A 17,779-nucleotide genomic window follows, 5' to 3' on the forward strand; every position below is an offset into this window, starting at 1 on the left:
GCGGTCCGTCGCGCCTGTTCTGCTGTTACGGTGGAACCCCGTGGTGGACTTTACGAACACGGGCCTTTCCTCTTCTTCTCCCTCTGGTTCCGAGGGCTCCTCCGGGTCCTCGACTCGGGACGCTTCACCGACCGGGCAGGGCGCGCCCGCGACGATCACGAAGCACATCTTCGTCACCGGCGGTGTCGTCTCCTCGCTCGGCAAGGGCCTTACCGCCGCGAGCCTCGGCAACCTGCTGACGGCGCGCGGGCTGCGCGTCGTGATGCAGAAGCTCGACCCGTACCTCAACGTGGATCCGGGCACGATGAACCCGTTCCAGCACGGCGAGGTCTTCGTGACCGACGACGGAGCCGAGACGGACCTGGATATCGGCCACTACGAGCGCTTTCTCGATATCAACCTCAACCAGGCGGCGAACGTCACGACCGGCCAGATCTACTCGCGGGTTATCGCCCGCGAGCGCGCCGGCGAGTACCTCGGCGACACGGTGCAGGTCATCCCGCACATCACCGACGAGATCAAGCGGCGCATGCGCCTCCAGGCGGAGGACGACCCGCAGCCGGACGTCATCATCACCGAGATCGGCGGCACGGTCGGCGACATCGAGAGTCAGCCGTTCCTGGAGTCGGCGCGCCAGGTGCGCCACGAGCTCGGGCGCCGCACCGTGTTCTTCGTGCACGTCTCGCTGGTGCCGTTCATGGGGGCCTCCGGTGAGCAGAAGACCAAGCCGACTCAGCACTCCGTCGCGGCATTGCGCTCGATCGGTATCCAGCCGGATGCTCTGGTGCTGCGCAGCGACCGTCCCGTCTCGGAGTCGAACAAGCGCAAGATCGCGCTGATGTGCGATGTCGACGAGCAGGCCGTGGTCAACGCGAAGGATGTCGCGTCCATCTACGAGATCCCGCAAATGCTCAACGAGCAGGGGCTCGACGCCTACATCATCGACCAACTGGGCCTGCCGGCCGGCGAGGTCGTCTGGGACGGCTGGTCCCGGCTGCTGGAGGCCGTGCACGAGCCGCAGCACGAGGTCACGATCGGCCTGGTCGGCAAGTACATCGACCTGCCCGACGCCTACCTGTCCGTGACGGAGGCGCTGCGGGCCGGTGGCTTCGCGCAGCAGACGAAGGTGACCATCCGCTGGATCGCCTCTGACGGGCTCGAGGACCCGGAGGCCGCCGCGAAGGCGCTCTCGGAGCTTGACGGCATCTGCGTGCCCGGCGGCTTCGGCATCCGCGGGATCGAGGGGAAGCTCGGTGCGCTGCGTTTCGCGCGGGAGAACGGGATCCCGACTCTGGGGCTCTGTCTGGGGCTGCAGTGCATGGTCATCGAGTACGCGCGCCACGAGGCGGGGCTCGAGGGGGCGTCGTCATCGGAGTTCGACCCCGAGACCGCATTCCCGGTGATCGCGACGATGGCCGAACAGGTCGAGATCCTGGCCTCCGGCGACATGGGCGGGACGATGCGCCTGGGCCTGTACACGGCCGAGCTCGCCGAGGGCTCGATCGTCGCCGAGGTCTACGGCGCACCGGAGGCGGCCGAGCGCCACCGCCACCGCTACGAGGTCAACAACCGCTACCGCGAGCAGATCGCGCAGGCAGGGCTCTGGTTCTCGGGCCTCTCGCCCGACGGGCACCTGGTCGAGTACGTCGAGCTGCCCCGGGAGAAGCACCCCTTCTACGTCGGCACCCAGGCGCACCCGGAGCTCCGCTCGCGCCCGAACGCCGCACACCCGCTTTTCCGCGGTCTGGTGAGCGCGGCGCTCGAGCGCCAGGAGTCGTCACGGCTCTTCCCGGCGTCGGAGGCCGGCGCCCATGAGTGAGCCGCTCTCGGACGAGCTGGTCGAGCCAGAGGTCCTGACCAGCGATCGGGTCTTCGACGGGATGGTCTGGGGCGTCCGCGCTGAGACGTTCCGCTACGGCGGCGGGGAGCTGCGCCGGGAGTTCCTCGATCACACCGGCGCCGTCGCGGTTCTTGCTCTGGACGACGAGGACCGCGTCGCCCTGATTAAGCAGTACCGGCATCCGGTTCGCACCCGGGAGTGGGAGATTCCCGCCGGACTCCTCGATGTGCAGGGTGAGGATCCGCTCATCGCTGCGCAGCGCGAGCTGGGCGAGGAGACGGACCTGCAGGCCGAGCGCTGGGACCTGCTGTCGGAGTTCGCGACCTCGCCCGGCGGCAGCGACGAGGTGATCCGGATCTATCTCGCGCGCGGGCTCTCGGCCACCGGCTCCGCCTTCGACCGCGAGGCCGAGGAGGCCGATATGGAGCTGCGCTGGGTACCGCTCGACGAGGTCGTCGAGGCGGTGCTGGCCCGCCGGGTGCAGAACCCGTCGCTGAGCATCGCGGTGCTCGCTGCGCACGCGTTTCGCTCGCGCGACTGGAGCGGGCTGGGTGACGCCTCCTCGCCGTGGACCCGCCACCCGCGGGTGCGCCACCCTCGGGAGTGACTCCGCGCGCGTGCGCCGAGGCGTACCTCCGCCAGGCGAGCGTGGAGCGCGGGCTCTCGGCGCACACACTCGCCGCCTACCGGCGGGACCTGGAGCTCTACCTCGGCTGGCTCGCGGAGCGCGGGACCTGCGATCTGGCGCAGCTGCGCCGGGCCGACGTGGGGGAGTTCTCCTCCTGGCTGGCCGCGCGGCCGGAGCGTCCGCTCGCGGCGAGCTCGCGGGCGCGGATCCTCTCGAGCGTCCGCGGGTTGCACCGGTTCGCTCTGGAAGAGGGGCTCGTCGCGGACGACGTGGCCCGTGACGTCGTGCCGCCGAAGATCCCGATGACCCTGCCGAAGGCGGTCACGGTCGAGCAGATGGCGGCGCTGCTCGACGCGGCGCGGGGCGAGGAGCTCGCCGACCTGCGCGATCGGGCGCTGCTCGAACTGCTCTACGCGACCGGGGCACGGATCTCGGAGGCGGTCGACCTGAACGTCGACGACGTGGTGGACGCCGAGGTGGTGCGCCTCACGGGCAAGGGTTCGAAGCAGCGGATGGTGCCGCTCGGGCGCTACGCCCGGGAGGCGGTCGAGGAGTACCTGGTGCGGGCCCGGCCGGAGCTGTCGCGGCGCGGACGGGCGACTCCTGCGCTCTTTCTCGGGGTGCGCGGGAGCCGACTCTCACGACAGAGCGCGTGGCTGGTCATCCGCGCGGTCGCCGAGAAGGCGGGCCTGGACCGCGAGATCTCGCCGCACACGTTCCGGCACTCGTTCGCGACCCACCTGCTCGCGGGCGGCGCGGACGTTCGCGTGGTGCAGGAGTTGCTGGGGCACGCCTCGGTGGCGACGACGCAGATCTACACGCTGGTGACGGCGGACACGCTGCGGGACGTGTACACGTCGGCGCATCCGCGAGCGCGGCGCTGAGGCGCAGGGCCGTGCGGCGGGGCGCCGCGGCGGGGGAGCGGCGCGCCGGTACACTCGACGAAGGCCGCGCGGGAGCGCACGCCGACACGGAAGCGAGGACGACGCAGGTGACACGCAAGACGGACGACAAGGCCGAGCTCACCGGTCTCGAAGCCCCGACGCTCGGCCCGACCGGCCGCCCCCTGCGCGATTTCCCGCTGCCGGTGGAGCTCACCGGTCACGGACCCGCTCGGATCATCTCGCTCTGCAACCAAAAGGGTGGCGTCGGTAAGACGACAACGACCATCAACCTGGGCGCGACGCTCGCCGAATACGGCCGCCGCGTCCTGGCCATCGACTTCGACCCGCAGGGCGCCCTCTCGGCCGGTCTCGGCGTCACGACGTACGACTCGATCACGATCTACGACCTGCTCCTGGGCACCGTGAAGGACCCGGCCGAGGCGATCCGGAAGACCCGCGTCCCGGGCCTGGACATCATCCCCGCCAACATCGACCTGTCGGCGGCCGAGGTGCACCTCGTCAACGAGGTCGCCCGCGAGCAGATCCTTGCCCGGGTGCTGCGCAAGGTGAGCGCCGACTACGACGTCGTGCTGATCGATTGCCAGCCCTCGCTGGGCCTGCTCACCGTCAACGCCCTCACCGCGAGCCACGGCGTGCTCATTCCGCTCGAGTGCGAATTCTTCGCTCTGCGCGGTGTGGCCCTGCTGATCGAGACGATCGACAAGGTCCGCGACCGCCTCAATCCGGTGATCGAGCTCGACGGCATCCTGCCCACGATGTACGACTCCCGGACCCTGCACTCGCGCGAGGTGCTCGATCGCGTGGTCGACGCCTTCGGCGATAGCGTGCTCGAGACGGTCATCGGCCGCACGGTGAAGTTTCCGGACGCCAGCGTGTCCGGCGTGCCGATCACCCAGTTCGCCCCCGAGCACAACGCCGCGAAGGCGTACCGCAAGCTCGCCAGGGAGCTGATCTCGCGTGGCGCGGTCGCCTGAGGCTGTGCTCGAGGAGCGTCCCGCTCCGACTGGATTCCGCGTCGCCCTGACCAACTTCGAGGGCCCGTTCGACCTCCTGCTGAGCCTGATTGCGAAGCAGCAGGTCGATATCACCGAGATCGCACTGAGCGCGGTCACGGACGAGTTCCTCGCGTACCTGCACGGGATCGACACGCTGGAGGGACTAGACCTCGCCTCCGAGTTCCTGGTCGTCGCAGCGACCCTCCTCGACCTCAAGATTGCCGGGCTGCTGCCGCAGGGCGAGCTCGTGGACGCGGAGGACGCGGCTCTGCTGGAGGCGCGCGACCTGCTGTTCGCCCGGCTCCTGCAGTACAAGGCGTTCAAGCAGGTCTCGTCGTGGTTCGCCGAGCGGATGGCAGTCGAGACCGCCCGGCACGCGCGCGATGTGCCACTGGAGGAGGAGTACCGGGCCGCGAAGCCGGAGCTGGTGTGGACCCTGTCGGCCGCCGACTTCGCCGCTCTCGCGGCCGTCGCCCTCGCCCCGCGCGAGCTGCCGGCAGTCGGCCTGGACCACCTGCACGCGCCGCAGATCAGCATTCGGGAGCAGGCCGCCCACGTGGTGGCCGTGCTGCGTGTCCGGGAGTCGGCCACCTTCCGCGACCTGATCCTCGGCGCCGACGAGAAGGGCGTGATCGTCGCGCGGTTCCTGGCCGTGCTTGAGCTCTACCGGCATGCGGCGATCACGTTCGAGCAGCCGGAGCCGCTCGGCGAGCTGACGCTGCGCTGGGTCGCGGAGCAGTGGAGCGACGCGAGCCTCGCCACGCTCGGAGCGGACTATGAGTCCTGACGCCGGCGCTGGGACCGTCGCGTTCGAGATCGACCGGGCAATCGAGGCGATCCTGATGGTCGCCGACGAGCCGCAGTCGCTGGCGGCGCTCGCTACGGCGCTCTCGCGGCCGATCGCGGTGGTGCGCCAGTCGGTCGAGCGGCTGGTCGCCGACTACGACGGCGTCGACGGGTCCCTTCGGCGGGGCTTCGAGTTGCGCGAGGTCGGCGCGGGCTGGCGGATCTACGTTCGCCGTGAGTACGACCCGGTGGTGACGGACTTCGTGCTGACCCAGAACCCGACCCGGCTCTCGCAGGCGGCGCTCGAGACGCTGGCGGTCATCGCATACAAGCAGCCGGTTTCGCGCGGCCAGGTCGCGCAGATCCGCGCGGTCAATGTCGACTCCGTCGCACGTACCCTCCTCGGGCGCGGCCTGATCGCGGAGGTCGGTCACGACCCCGAGACCGGTGCGATCCTCTACGGCACCACCGAGCAGCTGCTCGTGCACCTCGGCCTCGCCTCGCTCGACGAGCTGCCGAAGATCTCCCCCCTACTGAGCGACGGAAGAGACGGATTCGATGAGCGAGCCTGACAGCGGCCCCGAGGGTGAACGACTGCAGAAGGTCCTCGCGGCAGCGGGGGTCGCCTCCCGACGCGTGGTCGAGGAGATGATCGTGGCGCGGCGGATCCGCGTGAACGGCGAAGTGGCGGATGAGCTCGGTCGACGCATCGATCCGGCGACCGACCGGATCGAGGTCGACGGAGTCGCGGTGCAGCTGGACACCTCGCGCCGCTACGTGATGCTCAACAAGCCGGTCGGCGTCGTCAGCTCGTTGGCCGACGAGAACGGCCGCACCGATCTCAGCCTCTACACGAAGAACTTTTCTGAGCGGCTGTTCAATGTCGGTCGCCTCGACGCGGAGACGTCGGGCCTGCTGGTGCTGACCAACGACGGCGAGCTGGCGCACGTGCTTGCGCATCCGTCGTTCGGCGTGACGAAGACGTACATCGCCAAGGTGCACGGGCAGGTCCTCCCGCAGACGATCGCAATGCTGACCGCCGGGATCGAGCTCGACGACGGATCGGTGGCGGCCGACAAGGCGCGGCTGCTGGGTCGGCCGGAGGGGCGCTCGACTGCGTCACTCGTGGAGATCACCCTGCACTCGGGGCGCAACCGCATCGTGCGTCGAATGATGGCGGCGGTCGGGCATCCGGTGATCGAGCTCGTTCGACGCCAGTTCGGCCCGCTGCACCTGGGCACTCTGCGCTCGGGCGATCTGCGCGACCTGACGCGCGATGAGCTGGGTGCGCTGTTGACGATCGCGCGGCAGGGCGGCGAGGCGGTGGCCGTCGCTCCTGCGCTTCCGACGAAGAAGGCGAGCGTGGGGGCCCGGCGTCCACGGCGTGAGGCGGAGCGCTCGGGCGACCGCTCCGGCGACCGCGGAGGCTCCTCCACAGGCGGCCGCGGGGGAGCGACTGCTCCGCGCCGCTCCGGCACCGACAAGCAGCGCCGCATCGATCGCTAGGCTGTCGGGGTGAACGAACTCCTGCACCCCGCCCCGCCCGCCCTGCGGACGACCGGCACGGTGCGGGTGGTCGGCTCCGGCCTGCTCGGCGCCTCCATCGGCCTCGGTCTCGCCTCGCGCGGGATCGACGTCGTCCTGGACGATGCGTCGCCCGCGAGCCTGTCTCTCGCCATCGACTACGGGGCCGGCCGCGCCGCCTCCGCCGATGATCGGCCGTCCCTGGTCGTCGTGTGCGTCCCTCCGGACGTCACCGCGAGCGTCGTCGAGCGCGAGCTCGCGGCATACCCCGAGGCGGTCGTCACCGATGTGGCGAGCGTGAAGACGCAGCCCCTGCGCGAGCTGCGCTCCCGTGGCGTGGACCTCGCCCGCTACATCGGCTCGCACCCGATGGCCGGCCGCGAGCGCGGCGGCCCGGTCGCGGCGCGCGGCGACCTCTTCGTCGGTCGTCCCTGGGTGATCTGCCGCGACGGCGAGACGACCTCCGAGGTGCTCGCGCGGGTGGAGGGTCTCGCGCTGGATCTCGGCGGCACCATCGTGGAGATGGATCCGCAGGAGCACGACCTCTCGGTCGGGCTGGTCTCTCACGCCCCGCAGGTGATCTCCTCGCTGCTCGGCCAGCGCCTCCTCGATGCTCCGAACGCGGCTCTGCGCCTGGCCGGGCAGGGCGTCCGCGACGTCTCGCGCCTGGCCGCCTCCGCACCCGAGCTGTGGATGCAGATCCTCGCGGCCAACCGTGAGCATGTCGTCGCGGTGCTCGACGCCTTCCGGGACGACGTCGCCGCGGTCGCCGACGCGCTCCGCGACCTCGATGCGCCGGGGTCGCGCCGCGTCCTCGCCGAGCACCTCGCCGCGGGTAACGCGGGAGTGGCGCGCCTGCCCGGTAAGCACGGTCAGGACCAGCGTTTCTCCACTCTGATCGTGCTCATCGACGATTCGCCAGGAACTCTCGCGCGGCTCCTCGTCGAGATCGGCGAGGCGGGCGTCAACCTCGAGGATGTGCGTCTCGAGCACGCGCAGGGGCGCAGAGTGGGGCTCGCCGAGATCTCCGTGGTACCCGAGGCGGTCGCGCCGCTCACCGAGGAACTGACCATACGCGGCTGGAGGATCGCCGGATGAGCACCGAGCAGAACAGGCAGGAGGGCGGCCTGAACAGGATGACGCCCGCCCGCCGCGCGCAGCAGAGCATCCCGGAGGACGGGGGCGCGGCTCCCGAGAGCGAGGCCCGCTCCGAGGCCGTGGTGCAGGGCGACTTCGGTGAGGCCGTCGTGGTCGCGATCGACGGCCCGGCCGGCAGCGGCAAGTCCAGCGTGTCGCGAGCGGCGGCCCGCCGCCTCGACTTCGAGTTTCTCGACACGGGCGCCGCCTACCGCGCACTCGCCTGGCACGGGTTGGATCGTGGAGTCGACTTCGAGGACGAGGACGCGATCGTCGATGCGCTCGACGGCTTCGACTACTCCATCGGCACCGACCCGGAGTCGTACTCGGTCTGGGTCGGCCCGACCGAGGTGACCGCCGCAATCCGGGAGCCCCGGGTCACCGCGCGCGTCTCGGCCGTGGCGAAGGTGCCCGAGGTCCGCCGGAGGATTACGCTGCTGTTCCGGCGGATCATCGGGGAGACGCGGCGCGAGGGAATCATCGTCGAGGGCCGCGACATCACGACGGTCGTCGCTCCCACCGCTCCGGTGCGGATCCTCCTGACCGCGAGCGAAGAGGCTAGAATGGCCAGGCGTTCGCGCGAGGTCACCACGGAATCCGCCGAGGCGACGGGTCAGGCACTGCGGTCAAGGGATCGCGCCGACTCGCAGGTCGTCGACTTCATGAACGCCGCAGACGGAGTCACTCTTCTCGACTCCACTCATCTCGACTTCGAGCAGACCGTCGACGCGGTCGTCGCCGAGGTCCGAACTTCGAGAGCAAGGGCCGATCATGGCACAGGACACGCACGTCGGTGACGACGAGCTGAACTTCGGAGACGACGACCTCGTTGAGCGCCTCGGCGACCTCGACGAGCAGCTCGCCTCCTCACGCGCGCAGGCGCTCCGCAGCGGACTCGCGGACTACGCCCTCGACGAGGAGGACCTCGACCTCCTCGAGTTCGCCGGCGAGGACTCGGACGAGGTCCGCTACCTCCCCGCCCTCCCGGTCGTGGCGATCGTGGGCCGCCCGAACGTCGGCAAGTCGGCGCTGGTGAACCGCGTCCTCGGCCGCCGCGAGGCCGTCGTCGAGGACACCCCGGGCGTCACCCGAGACCGCGTGTCGTACAAGGCGGAGTGGATCGACCGCTCGTTCACCATCGTCGACACCGGTGGCTGGGAGCCCGACGCGCGCGGGATCGACGCGTCCGTTGCGATGCAGGCCGAGATCGCCATCGACCTCGCCGACGCCGTGATCTTCGTCGTCGACGCGAACGTCGGCGCGACCGCAACCGATGAGCATGTCGTGAAGCTGCTCCGCAAGACGAAGAAGCCGGTCTTCCTCGCCGCCAACAAGGTGGACGATGCCCGCCAGGAGCCCAACGCCGCCTCGCTGTGGTCGCTCGGTCTCGGCGAGCCCCGCCCCGTCTCGGCCGTCCACGGGCGCGGCGTGGCCGACCTGCTCGACGCGGTGCTCGAGAAGTTGCCGCTCGAGTCGGCCGTCGCCAAGCGCGAGGTCGGCGGCCCGCGCCGTGTCGCGATCCTCGGCCGTCCGAACGTCGGCAAGTCCAGCCTGCTCAACAAGGCCGCGGGGGAGGAGCGGGTGGTCGTCAACGAACTCGCCGGCACCACGCGCGACCCGGTCGACGAGCAGGTCGAGATCGCCGGGAAGGTGTGGCGCTTCGTCGACACCGCGGGTATCCGCCGCCGCGTGCACCTGCAGCAGGGCGCCGACTTCTACGCATCGCTGCGCACCTCGACTGCGCTCGAAAAGGCCGAGGTCGCCGTCGTCGTCCTCGACGTCTCGCAGCCGATCTCGGAGCAGGACGTGCGCATCATCGATCTGGTGCTGGAGTCGGGTCGTGCGCTGGTGCTCGCGTTCAACAAGTGGGACCTGCTCGACGACGAGCGCCGCCGCTACCTGGAACGCGAGATCGAGACGGATCTGGCGCACGTGGCCTGGGCGCCCCGCGTCAACATCTCGGCCCGCACCGGCCGCCACCTCGAGAAGCTCGTGCCGGCGCTCGAACTCGCCCTCGAGTCGTGGGACACCCGCATTCCGACCGGCAAGTTCAACGCCTTCCTCGCCGAGCTGACCGCGGCGCACCCGCACCCTCTGCGCGGGGGAAAGCAGCCGCGCGTGCTCTTCGGCACCCAGGCCTCATCACGCCCACCGACATTCGTGCTCTTCACCACCGGCTTCCTCGACCCGGGCTACCGCCGCTACATCGCGCGCCGCCTGCGCGAGATCTACGGCTTCCAGGGGTCGCCGGTGAACGTCAACATGCGGGTCCGGGAGAAGCGCGCGCGCTGACCGTTTGCTGCGACGAGTCCGGCCCGCGGGGGTTCCTCCCGCGGGCCGTCCGAGTCTGCGCAGAGCGCCGACGCTCAGCCGACGGGCGCGAAGGGCCACCAGGGCGGCAGGAGCCGACGGTACGCGCCGAGGTACACGTCGGGGTCGCGCGGGGCGGGCAGGCGGAGCCACTGCTCCATCAGGCCGACGGAGCCTGCCGCGAGGAATGAGGCGGTCGCGTTTTCGAGGAATCCGAGCGGAGTGTTCGCGGCCGGGACGTCGAGGACGCCGGTGTCCAGGGTCGCCGAGACGGCGCCGCGGAAGTGATCGGCGAGCATCGCGCGCAGTCCGGAGTCGCCGCCGGGCGCGTCGAAGGCCCGCAGATAGAGGTCGCGGTGGCCGTCGAGGTGCCCGAGGACGCAGGCAGTGGCTTCGCGGATGCTCGCGTCGGTGGCGGCGCCGCTGCGGAGCTGCTGGAGGTAGCCCTCGCGGATCAGGTCGAGTTCGTCCCGCAGGGCCGCGCAGAGCAGTTCCGCGACGGAGGAGGCATGGGCGTAGAAGGTGGAGCGGTTCACGCCCGCGAGACCGGTGATCTCGGAGACGGTCAGTGTAGCGACGTCGCAGTCGGTCGCGAGTTCGATGATTGCCCGATGCAGGGCCACCTGTGATCGCTTCTGCCGCGCATCCACTGCTGATGCCTCCCGAGTTGTCGGCGGCGCATCGGCCGGTGCCGACGCGTTCCGCGAGGTGAGTCTACGGGTTGCGCTCGTTTTCGCTTCCGGCGTCGGCATCCGCTAGGGTAGTCGAGTTGCCCGGGCCTCGGCCCGGACTGCCACGGGCTGTGGCGCAGCTTGGTAGCGCACTTGACTGGGGGTCAAGGGGTCGCAGGTTCAAATCCTGTCAGCCCGACGAGAAAGCCCTGGTGAGCAGCTACTGCCGTCAGGGTTTCCTGTGTGTGCGGGCTCTTGCCCGCCGCGGCCGCGTGATCGGCTCGCTCTGCGGATCGAGGCCGACTCCGGGATCACGGGGACCAGTCGAACCTCGATCCACGCCAGCGAGTCCTGCAGGAGATCGCTCCTGCATAGGATCCTCGCCGTGAAGAAGTTCTTCCAGCGGCCCGCGTCGAAGCGGCCCCTCGCGTTCATTCAGACCGAGCCGCGGTTCTCCGAGCCGAACGAGGCCGAGAAGACCTGGATGGCGGGGCATCTCCCGCTCGCGGCCGACCTCGGCGTGGAGGTGGCCGACATCGCGCAGATCGTGTCGCTCTACGAACTGATTCTGCAGAGCTGGCGCTATTTTCCGGCAGAGAATCCCAGTGATCCGACGGTCTCGGTTAACGCCCTCGGGACCGTCTTCGGCGAGCACCTGGTGCGGAGGACGATGATGAGAGGGGTCATGGCGACGGACGAGTACGGCACCGAACTCGCCGTGCACGACTCCGCCACCAGCACTCTCATCTACCCGCCGAATGCAGTGGCCAAACGGTGGACGGCGGGGGAGAGCGGTGCCATCCGGTCAACGTGGTTCCGCGCGTCGACGGGGGATTCGGCTCAAAAGTCGATGACGTCGCTGTTCACGCTGTCGTAGGTCGGGAGAGCCGCCATGACGATGTCGTTGGTCCGCCGTTTCGGCCACGGGGACCGGTCGGGAAGAGCATGCGTGAAGTCCCTCCGATGTCGCTTGAGCTTTCTCGGGGCACGTTCGTGAATGGAGACGGCGGCAATGGCGCCCGCTTGGGCATACGACATCGACCGACCCGAGGCGGTGTGCGGGCCGTGGTAGAGCAGGAAGTGCGCGATAGTGCACACGCGAACGAATTCTTCATCCGTGCAGGACTCGATCCACAGCGCGGTCTCGTTCTCAGTGTGTAGCGACATCCGGGAACTCCGTGGTCGATCCAGGGCAGGACGGGCCGGCCGAGCGCAGCGGATCCGACCTCGGTTCGAGCGACAGTGACAGTAGCGACGAGAACATGACGAAGAGGCATACCTCGGCCAGGCGGTCGGTGCAAGCGGGAGGCGCGTCCGCCGCGATCGTCCGCACACCTCCGGCCCGCCGCCTATCCTGGAGGGCGATGTCGAACTCCCGTGCCGAGGCCGCCTACCTGCGCTCCCTCGGCGCCTTCCGGACGCCGACCCTCGATCTCCTGCACGGCCGGTACGCGCCGTTCGTCGTCGCCGCCCTCTCGCTCGTGTTCACGGTCGACCGGCACGTCGTCGCCGTGGCGGACGCGCACGCCGAGGTCGGCGAGCTGCTGGAGGAGCTGCGCTCGGCCGGCTACGACGAGGGGGAGCGGGCGCTGCCGAGCGGCACGGCGCGCGAGCTCTGCCGCTACTGGGTCCGCGTCGGCTGGCTCGTCCCACAGATCGACGGGGAGGCGGAGGTCTACCGCCTCAGCGCGCACGCCGTCAGCGCGCTCGAGATCACCGGACGCACCGGCGGCGGCCGTACGCGGGTCTCGAACTCGCGGGTGCGCACGCTCCTGGAGGCGGTCGAGCGCCTGGCCGCGGACGTCGAGCCCGACCCGCAGGCCCGGTTGGCGCGGCTGCGCGAGGAGCGGGCGCGCCTCGACGCCGAGATCGGGGCCCTGGAGGAGGGCGCCGGTCTCGAGCCGATCGATGACGAGCAGCTGCTCGAGGAGGCCGAGAATGTGGTCCACCTCGCGCGCGAGCTACCGGCCGACTTCGCGAGGGTGGCCGAGTCGATCAAGGCGATGCAGCGCGACGTGGTCGCCGACCTGCGCCGTGACGTCCGGCCCACCGGGGACGTGCTGCGGGAGTATCTGGAGCGCGGGCAGCACGTGATGCAGGCCACCAGCGAGGGCCGGGCGTTCGCTGGAGCGCTCCGGCTTCTCGGCGACGCCGAGCGGATCGACGCGCTGGCCGATCAGCTGCACACGGTGCTCGTGCAGCCGTTCTCTCGCCTGATGGATCCGGCTCAGCGGGCGGAGCTCAGCGCGATCGGCCGCCGGGTGGAGTTGGGCGTCCAGGAGGTGCTGACCGCGCAGCGCCGCGCCTCCCATGTCATCACGGGCCAGGTCCGCACCCACGATCCGGCCCGCGACCGCCAGGTGGACGAGCTGCTACGCGAGGTGATGGCGGGGCTGCAGGAGTGGACCGGCGGAGTCTCCCCGGATGCGCCGGTCGCACCGCTGGTGCACCTGCCGGTCGCCGGGATCGGTCACCTGCGGCAGACGCTGGGGGACGTGCGACCGGCCGGGGGACCGGCTCCGCTGGCCGAGGACGATGCGGCGGAGTTCATCGGCGACGACAGTCGTGCCTGGGGCGGCCCTCGCTACGCCGAGCTGGAGGCCTACGTCGCGCAGCTCGGCGACGAGTTCGACCTGGGGGACGCGTTCAGCGCGGCTCCGGAGGAGACGCGACGGCCCGTCGACCTGCTCGGTCTGCTCGAGATCGCGCACCGCACGGGCCTCGTCGACGGCGAGGGCTACTCCGTCGTGAGCGCCCGCAGACCTGACGGGACCACCCGCCGCTTCGCCTTCGGATCCGTGACCGCCCGCACCGAGAAGGAGACCGACGATGACTGACCCCGTGGCAGCCGACGAGCCCGCCGTCGATCCGTTCATCGCGCCCGTGTCGATGGAGGAGGACCCCGACGAGCTCTTCCCCGGCGACCGCGGCGTCCTCGACACCGAGGTCCGCCGCGTGCTCGTGCACGTGCTGCAACGCCGTTTCCTCCTCGCCGACCGGCACCGGGAGCAGTGGGCCGTGCTCCAGGAGCATCGGCAACTGATCGAGTCGCGGCTCAACGACCTGTTCGTGCGGCTGATCGTCGACCACGAGCGCGGAGTCGCCTACAAGCAGCAGGTGCGCTCCGACGAGGTCGAGATGCCGGTGCTGCTGCGCGATCTCCCCTACACCCGCGCCGAGACGCTGGTTCTGGTGCACCTGCGCACCGTGTACCAGCGGGAGTCGGCGGCCGGCGAGCCGTCGGCGCGGGTGGACGTTGAGGAGGTCGAGCAGACGGTGCTCAGCTACTTCGCGGACGCCGAGCGCGACACCGCGCGTCGGCAGCGGATGGTCCGCAAAGCGCTGGAGCGGCTGGGCCGGGACGGCATCGTCGAGGAGGAGTCGGCGGGGCGGTACCGGATCAGCCCGATCGTGGAGATCGTGCTGAGCGCGCCGAAGCTGCGGGAGCTGAGCGACTGGCTGCGCGGGCGCCGGAGTGATGAGGCGACCCAGGAGGGGCGGAGCGACACGGCGCTCGCCGAGGAGGCGGACTCCGGCGATCCGGAGCCCGTCGAGGACGAGCCCGGCGAGGATGATCCCGTCGACGCTGACACCCCCGACGCTGACACCCCCGACCCGGAGGACGACCCCCGATGACCATGCTCGACACCCTCTTCGGCCTCATCCCCGCCGCCTCCCGCGGACAGCAGTGGCTCGCCGAGGACCTGCAGCTGGTCAATTGGGGCGGCTACGACGGCGCCCACCGAGTCCGCTTCTCGCCCGGCGCCACCCTGCTCTGCGGCGGCTCCGGCTCCGGCAAGTCGACCCTGATGGACGCCTACATCGCGTTGATGATGCCGCACACCACGCCGTTCAATGGCGCCTCCAACGGCGGAGTGACGGGGCGACCGCGCGGTGAGGACCAGCGGAACATCCTCTCCTACGCCCGCGGCAAGCTCGATGAGTCGCGGACGGAGGAGGGCACGAGGATGCGCGTCCTGCGCGGGGACGGCACCGACACCTGGACCGCGGTCGCGATGACCTGGGTCGACCACGACGGCTCGCACTTCAGCGCGGTCCGGGCCTGGTACGTCCCGGCCGCTGCGCGCGTGCTCGAGGAGACCGTGCGCGTCCGCGCGAGCGCTGAGGGCCCGGTCGACCTCGCCGCACTCGACGGCGCGGCGGCGCACCGCTTCTCCGATGCGTCGCTGCGTGCGGCGGGCCTGGATCCGCTCGCTACCGACCGGGAGTTCTCGGCCCGCCTGCACGCGGTGCTCGGCATCGGAGCCGCCGGCGCCGGGTCGAAGGCAATGAGCCTGCTCGCGCGCATCCAGGCCGGGCAGCAGATCACCACGGTCGACGACCTTTACAAGCGGCTCGTGCTCGAAGAGCCCGAGACCCTCGCCTCGGCCGACGCGGTCGTGGCCCATTTCGACGAGCTCGAGGGCACCCGGCAGCGGATGCTCACCGCGCGCCAGCAGGTCGCCGCACTCGAGCCGCTGCGGGGCCTGCGCCTGCGCATCGCCGCCTCGGCCGAGCGCGTGCGGCTGATCGACGCCCTGGGCGACCTCGACGCCCCGGGCTCGCCGGCCGCCGTGTGGCGGGCGGAGAAGCGCCTCGGCCTCCTCCGCGATGTCGAGGCCGAACTGCGCGAGCGCACGCGCTTCGTCGACGCGGTGCTGCGCGAGAAGCATGCCCTGGCCGGGGCAGCGGAGTCGGAGCGGGACGCTCTGGCCGAGGTGCTACGGGCCTCCGGCGGCGATCGGCTCGAGACGGCGCAGCGCGAACTCCGCGAGGTGCAGCGGCGGCTCGAGACGGTGCGCGACAGCAGGGTTCGGCTCGACGAGGATCTGCGTGCGCTGGGTGAGGAGACCACCCGCGAGGCTTTCGAGGGTGTCCTCGCGCGCGCCTCCGACGCCGCGGGCGCGGCCGAGGCGAAGCGCGACGCCCGCGCGACGTACTCGGAGGCGATGACGCAGCGCACGGCGGCCGCCCGCGAACTCGCCGAGCTCGAGGCGGAGGAGCGCGCTGCCTCGCAGCATCACGACAGCATTCCGAGACCGCTGCACGAGGCGCGCGAGGTGATCGCCCGTGCAGCGGGCCTCTCGGCCGAGGACCTGCCCTACGTGGGAGAGCTCGTCGAGGTACGGAGCGAGTTCGAGCCGTGGCGAGAGGCGTTCAGCCTTGCCCTCGGCGGCTTCGCGACGACGCTCCTGCTCGACGTCGCCCACCTGGGTCGCTTCCGCACCGCGATCGATGCGGTGCGGCTCCCGGTCCGCCTCCGCTACGAGGGCGTGCAGACCGGCCTTGAGGAGGTGCGCGGCCTCGACTCATCGACGCTGCCCGGTCGTCTCGACTACCGCTCCACGCCCTTCACCGGCTGGCTGCAGGACCGCCTCGAGGACCGCTTCGGCTTCGTCTGCGTTGACCACGCGGACGAGCTGGGGCGGCACCATCTGGCGCTCACTCTCTCCGGTCAGCTCTCGCAGGGCCAGCGCGGTGCGCACGGCGGCCACGGCGCGGCGAGCGTCCTGGGCTTCTCGAATGCGCGGAGGCTGCGCGAGCTGAGCGCACTCGTCGAGACGGCGCGGGCTCGCAGCACGGCGGCAACAGCGGCGTCCCGAGTCGCGGAGGAGGCGCTCGATGCGATCGAGGACCGTCTCACCCGTTTCGCCCGCATCACCCGCGTCTCGTGGGACCAGGTCGACGTCGATTCGCTCGTCGCGGAGCAGGAGCGCTGGACCGCGGTTCTCGGGGAGGTGGCGGAGGCGAACCCCGAGCTGGCGCGACTGCAGGAGCAGATCGCCGAACTCCGGGAGCGGACGGAGCGGCTGCGACAGGAGATCGCCCGGGCGAGCGTGGAGCGCGAGCGGATCGAGGCGGAGTGGGCCGTGGTGGTCGACGACGTCGACGCGAGTCAGGCAACCCTCGACGCTGCGGAGCGGGCCGGACGCGAGCTGCACGACGACGAGCGCGCTTTCCTCGACGCCCGCTTTACACTGACCGAGGCCGCCGCGTCCGGCAGCGCCTCGGACGTGCTGGTCCGCTTCGACGCCGCGCTCGCCTCGGCGGCGCAGCGGCTAGAGGAGGACCGCCGCTCCGCCGCGCAGGCGCACGAGCAGCAGCGGGAGAGCGTCGGCCGGATCATGGCCGGCTTCCTCGACCGCTGGCCGAACCCGAATCTGATCGTCGATCCCGAGGCCTCCGCGGGCGACTTCGAGCGCCTGCTCGACGCGCTCGAGACCAGCGGTCTGCACCGGCTCGAGTCCGAGTGGCGCGACAGCCTCCTCACCCTCTCCGGCAACGACCTGACCAGCTTCGACTCCACGCTTGGCCGCTCCCTCAGAGAGATCCGCGAGCGCATCGAGCCGATCAACGTGATCATGCAGGATCTGCCGTTCTACGACGACGGGCACCGCCTCCAGATCACCACCCGCGAGAACCAGTCGGAGGTGCGCCGCCGCTTCCGGCGCGAACTTCGCGAGGTGCGCGCGCAGATTCAGGCCGTGGCGACGGAGGAGGAGCGGGAGCAGGTCTACCGACGCATGTCGCGGCTCATTCAGCGGCTGCGGCGCACCGCGCCCGACTTCGGCGACCTCGTCGACGTGCGCAATCACGTCCGCGTCAGCGCCGAGCGCGTCGATGCCCTCACCCGCGCGCACGTCGCGCTCTACGACCACATCGGCGAGAAGTCCGGTGGTGAGTCGCAGGAGCTGATCGCGTTCATCGTCGGAGCAGCGTTGCGCTACCAGCTCGGGGACGCGGGCGCCGACCGCCCCCGCTACGCCCCGGTCTTCCTGGACGAGGCACTGATCAAGGCGGACGCCCACTTCACCGCGCGCGCGATCGGTGCGTGGCGGGGACTCGGCTTCCAGCTCGTTATCGGCGCCCCGAACGATAAGTACAGCGCCATCGAACCGCACGTCGAGGTCGAGTACGACATCCTCAAGGACACCCGTGGGCGCTCGTGGGCCAGGCCCAAGGTGGGCCTGGCCGACTGAGTG

At 70.8% G+C, this 17,779-nt stretch carries 14 protein-coding genes, 1 tRNA gene and 1 pseudogene; 15 read left to right on the top strand and 1 reads right to left on the bottom strand.

Features of this window, described 5'->3' with window-relative positions:
* Positions 1-154: 154 nt before the first annotated feature.
* The 10 genes and pseudogenes from A6122_RS05385 (at position 155) to der (ending at position 10,107) form a co-directional block, all read left to right on the top strand.
* Positions 155-1,819 (top strand): CTP synthase, encoded by a 1,665-nt coding sequence (locus A6122_RS05385; protein WP_068257107.1) that lies wholly within the window; start codon positions 155-157, stop codon positions 1,817-1,819.
* Positions 1,812-2,447, top strand: a complete 636-nt coding sequence (locus A6122_RS05390) for an NUDIX domain-containing protein (RefSeq protein ID WP_068252462.1) — start codon at positions 1,812-1,814, stop codon at positions 2,445-2,447. Before A6122_RS05385 ends, A6122_RS05390 begins: the two co-directional genes overlap by 8 nt.
* Positions 2,444-3,352, top strand: coding sequence for a site-specific tyrosine recombinase XerD (gene xerD / locus A6122_RS05395; protein WP_068252464.1), 909 nt, complete (start codon positions 2,444-2,446; stop codon positions 3,350-3,352). The genes A6122_RS05390 and xerD overlap by 4 nt, the downstream gene beginning before the upstream one ends.
* A 107-nt stretch (positions 3,353-3,459) precedes the next feature.
* Positions 3,460-4,347, top strand: a complete 888-nt coding sequence (locus A6122_RS05400; protein ID WP_068252467.1) for a ParA family protein — start codon at positions 3,460-3,462, stop codon at positions 4,345-4,347.
* The gene (locus A6122_RS05405) at positions 4,331-5,155 is read left to right on the top strand and encodes a segregation and condensation protein A (protein ID WP_068252470.1); all 825 of its coding nucleotides are present in this window, start codon (positions 4,331-4,333) and stop codon (positions 5,153-5,155) included. Before A6122_RS05400 ends, A6122_RS05405 begins: the two co-directional genes overlap by 17 nt.
* Entirely contained in the window at positions 5,145-5,726 is a 582-nt protein-coding gene (gene scpB / locus A6122_RS05410) for an SMC-Scp complex subunit ScpB (RefSeq protein WP_068252473.1), read from the top strand. The genes A6122_RS05405 and scpB overlap by 11 nt, the downstream gene beginning before the upstream one ends.
* Positions 5,713-6,465: pseudogene (locus tag A6122_RS05415) on the top strand (pseudouridine synthase); the annotation flags it as partial. The gene scpB and the pseudogene A6122_RS05415, both read left to right, overlap by 14 nt.
* 204 nt (positions 6,466-6,669) lie before the next feature.
* Complete coding sequence (locus tag A6122_RS05420) at positions 6,670-7,776, top strand: prephenate dehydrogenase (RefSeq protein WP_068252476.1); 1,107 nt, start codon at positions 6,670-6,672, stop codon at positions 7,774-7,776.
* Positions 7,773-8,612, top strand: coding sequence for a (d)CMP kinase (cmk, locus tag A6122_RS05425; RefSeq protein WP_237358239.1), 840 nt, complete (start codon positions 7,773-7,775; stop codon positions 8,610-8,612). The genes A6122_RS05420 and cmk overlap by 4 nt, the downstream gene beginning before the upstream one ends.
* The gene (gene der / locus A6122_RS05430; protein ID WP_068252478.1) at positions 8,587-10,107 is read left to right on the top strand and encodes a ribosome biogenesis GTPase Der; all 1,521 of its coding nucleotides are present in this window, start codon (positions 8,587-8,589) and stop codon (positions 10,105-10,107) included. Before cmk ends, der begins: the two co-directional genes overlap by 26 nt.
* A gap of 74 nt (positions 10,108-10,181) precedes the next feature.
* On the opposite strand, the gene A6122_RS05435 is transcribed toward der, so the two are convergent.
* Positions 10,182-10,748 (bottom strand): TetR/AcrR family transcriptional regulator, encoded by a 567-nt coding sequence (locus tag A6122_RS05435; protein WP_068252479.1) that lies wholly within the window; start codon positions 10,746-10,748, stop codon positions 10,182-10,184.
* A gap of 173 nt (positions 10,749-10,921) precedes the next feature.
* Between A6122_RS05435 and A6122_RS05440 the strand changes: the two genes are divergently transcribed.
* The 5 genes from A6122_RS05440 to A6122_RS05465 all read left to right on the top strand — a co-directional run bounded on the left by A6122_RS05440 (position 10,922) and on the right by A6122_RS05465 (position 17,776).
* A tRNA-Pro gene (locus tag A6122_RS05440) sits at positions 10,922-10,995 on the top strand.
* Positions 10,996-11,181: 186 nt separating this feature from the next.
* A complete protein-coding gene (locus A6122_RS05445; protein WP_068252482.1) occupies positions 11,182-11,673 on the top strand; it encodes a DUF3806 domain-containing protein in 492 nt (163 codons plus the stop codon).
* A 487-nt stretch (positions 11,674-12,160) separates the two neighbouring features.
* Positions 12,161-13,633 carry a DUF3375 domain-containing protein gene (locus A6122_RS05455; protein ID WP_068252488.1) on the top strand — a complete coding sequence of 491 codons (1,473 nt, stop codon included), beginning with the start codon at positions 12,161-12,163 and terminating at the stop codon, positions 13,631-13,633.
* Positions 13,626-14,432, top strand: coding sequence for a DUF4194 domain-containing protein (locus tag A6122_RS05460; protein WP_084415837.1), 807 nt, complete (start codon positions 13,626-13,628; stop codon positions 14,430-14,432). Before A6122_RS05455 ends, A6122_RS05460 begins: the two co-directional genes overlap by 8 nt.
* A complete protein-coding gene (locus A6122_RS05465) occupies positions 14,429-17,776 on the top strand; it encodes an ATP-binding protein (RefSeq protein WP_068252491.1) in 3,348 nt (1,115 codons plus the stop codon). Before A6122_RS05460 ends, A6122_RS05465 begins: the two co-directional genes overlap by 4 nt.
* The last annotated feature ends 3 nt before the right edge of the window (positions 17,777-17,779 follow it).

The organism is Rathayibacter tritici (genome assembly GCF_001641005.1).
Taxonomy (GTDB): Bacteria; Actinomycetota; Actinomycetes; order Actinomycetales; family Microbacteriaceae; genus Rathayibacter; species Rathayibacter tritici.